Genomic DNA, 2,805 nt, shown 5'->3' on the forward strand with positions numbered 1-2,805 from the left:
CGGCCGGCGGAGCTTGTGGGTATGGAGGAGATGCTCGGGCTGTTCATCAACACGTTGCCGGTGCGGGTGGATCTGGATGCGGCGCAGCGTGTGGGTGAGGTTTTGCAGGGTTTGCAGGCGCGGCAGTCGGCGCTCCTTGATCACCAGCATGTGGGGTTGAGCGAGGTGCAGCGTGCGGCCGGCGCGGGTGCGATGTTCGACACGATGCTGGCGTTCGAGAACTTCCCGGGGGACCCGGCTGCTCAGCCGTCGGTGGAGGGTCTGGCGATCGTTGAGGCGGCGTCTGAGGAGTCGACGAGCTTTGCTCTCGTGCTGGGGGTGCGGCCTGAGGACGGGCTGACTCTGCGGCTGGACTACCGGCCGGATGCCTTCGCGGAGGCGGCGGTCCGTGACCTCGCCGATCGGGTCATTCGGGTGCTGGAGCAGATCGCGGACGATCCGATGACGCGGGTCGGGGAGATCGACCTGCTGGACGCCTCCGAGCGCGCCTCCGTTGTCGAGCGGTGGAACGACACGGCCGGACCGGTGGAGTTCGGCACGGTGCTGGAGCGGTTCCGGTGGTGGGTGGTTGGGGCGCCGGATGCGGTGGCGCTGCGTTCGGGTGGGCGGTTGCTGTCGTATGCCGAGGTGGATGCGTGGTCGGATGCGTTGGCGCGGGGGTTGGTGGCGCGGGGTGTAGGGCGTGAGTCGCGGGTGGGGCTGTGCCTGCCGCGTGGGGTGGAGATGGTGGTGGCTCAGCTTGCCGTGTGGAAGGCGGGCGGGGCGTATGTGCCGCTGGACCCGGAGTATCCGGCGGACCGGCTGGCGTTCATGGTTGCCGATAGTGGTATGCGGGTGGTGCTGGTCTCGGAGGGCACGGCGGGTCTGCTGCCGGAGGGCGTTGACGCCGTCGGCCTGGGGCAATTGGGCATCAGGTGGGGTGAGCCTGTGCACGCTGCCGTGGACGCGGGTGGTCTGGCGTATGTGATTTATACGTCGGGGTCGACGGGGCGGCCGAAGGGTGTGGCGGTGGCTCATGGTTCGGTGGCGAACCTGGCCTCGGCGATGGGTCCGGTACTGGGGGCTGGTCCTGGTGTGACGTCGTTGCAGTTCGCTTCCTTCAGCTTCGATGCGGCCGTCCTGGACGTCGCCGTGACCTTGGCGGCGGGTGGCACGCTGGCGATCGCCTCGGCGGCGGAGCGCCTGGACGCGGTTGCGCTGGCGGCGATGGTCGAGTCCAGTGGTGTGGGTACGGCGAGTGTGGTGCCGTCGCTGCTGAGTGCGCTGGAACCGGGGGCCGTACCCGGTATAGCCAACTGGGTGCTGGGTGCGGAGCGTCTCGAAGCGGGCCTGGCCGCGAAGTGGCGTGCTGCGGCCCGTCTGTGGAACACCTACGGCCCGACCGAAGCGACCGTGATTACCACGGCTGTCCTCCTGGAGGAGGGCATCACGGATGAGGATGCGCCGCCGGCGATCGGCCGCCCGCTGTCCAACGTCCGTACCTACGTCCTGGACGCGTTCCTGCGTCCCGTCCCGGTCGGCGTGACCGGTGAGTTGTATGTCGCGGGTGCGGGTGTGGCCCGTGGCTACATCAACCGTCCGGATCTGACGGCCGAGCGTTTCGTCGCCTGTCCCTTCGGTGACGGTGAGCGGATGTATCGCACGGGGGACCTGGCCCGCTGGACGGCGGACGGTGTGCTGGAGTTCGTCGGGCGTGCTGATGAGCAGGTGAAGATCCGTGGGTTCCGGGTGGAGCTTGGCGAGGTGGAGGCTGTTGTCGCGGCTCACTCCGGGGTGGAGCGGGCTGTGGTGGTCGTTCGTGACGGGCGGCTCGTGGGTTATGTGGTCGGGGAGGTGGATGCGGATGTGCTGCGGGATTTCGCCGCGTCCCGGTTGCCGGAGTACATGGTTCCGTCTGCGGTGGTCGTCCTGGATGTCTTCCCGTTGACGGTGAACGGCAAGGTGGACCGTGCTGCCCTGCCCGCGCCCGAGGTTGCGTCCATGGGTACCCGTGCGCCTGTCTCGCCTGCTGAGGTGGCGTTGTGCGGGCTGTTCGCCGAGGTCCTTGGGCTGGATCGGGTCGGGGTCGAGGACGGGTTCTTCGAGCTCGGCGGTGACTCGATCATGTCGATGCAGCTCGCGTCCCGAGCCCGGGCCGCCGGCTGGGTCGTCTCGCCCCGGCAGATCTTCGAGCTGAAGACGCCCGCCGCGCTCGCGGCGGCGGCTGCCCCGCTCACGGCGGGCGCGCTCGATACCGAGACGAGTGTGTCCGGTGTCGGTGAGGTTCCGCTGACCCCGGTGATGCGCGAGGTGCTGAATCGAGTCGGCGTCGAGGGCATGCGCGCGGTGGTGCAGTCGGCGTCGATGGTGGCGCCGGCGGGGCTGGTGGAGACGACGCTGAGGGATGCCGTGGCACTCCTGATGGAGCGTCATGAGGTGTTGCGGGCGCGCCTGGTGTTCGAGGCGGGAGTACTGGTGGTGCCGGAGGAGTTGACGGTTCCGGTTGAGGTGCTGGTGTCTCGGGTGGACGCGGCTGGAGCGGACCCGGGTGCCTTGGTGGAGCAGCAGATTGCGGCGGGGGTTGAGCGGTTGGACCCGGTGGCGGGTGTGATGGTGCAGGTGGTGTGGGTGGATGGTGGTCCGGGTGTGGCTGGGCGGTTGGTTGTGGTGGCGAGTCATCTGGTGGTTGACACCGTTTCGTGGCAGGTTCTGCTGCCCGATCTGCAGGAGGCCTATGCGGCGTTGGCCGGGGGTCGGGTTCCGGTGCTTGGTGATGTTCCGGTGTCGTTCAGGGGGTGGGCTCGGGAGTTGGTGGTGGAGGCGGGT

1 protein-coding gene is annotated in these 2,805 nt (G+C 68.8%); it reads left to right on the forward strand.

The window, feature by feature from the left end; translation table 11 throughout:
- Positions 1–2,805, forward strand: a 2,805-nt coding sequence (locus ACFWPS_RS53885; protein ID WP_383721895.1) for an amino acid adenylation domain-containing protein, incomplete at both ends; no start/stop codon positions are given.

The organism is Streptomyces sp. NPDC058457 (assembly GCF_042720695.1).
Taxonomy (GTDB): Bacteria; Actinomycetota; Actinomycetes; order Streptomycetales; family Streptomycetaceae; genus Streptomyces.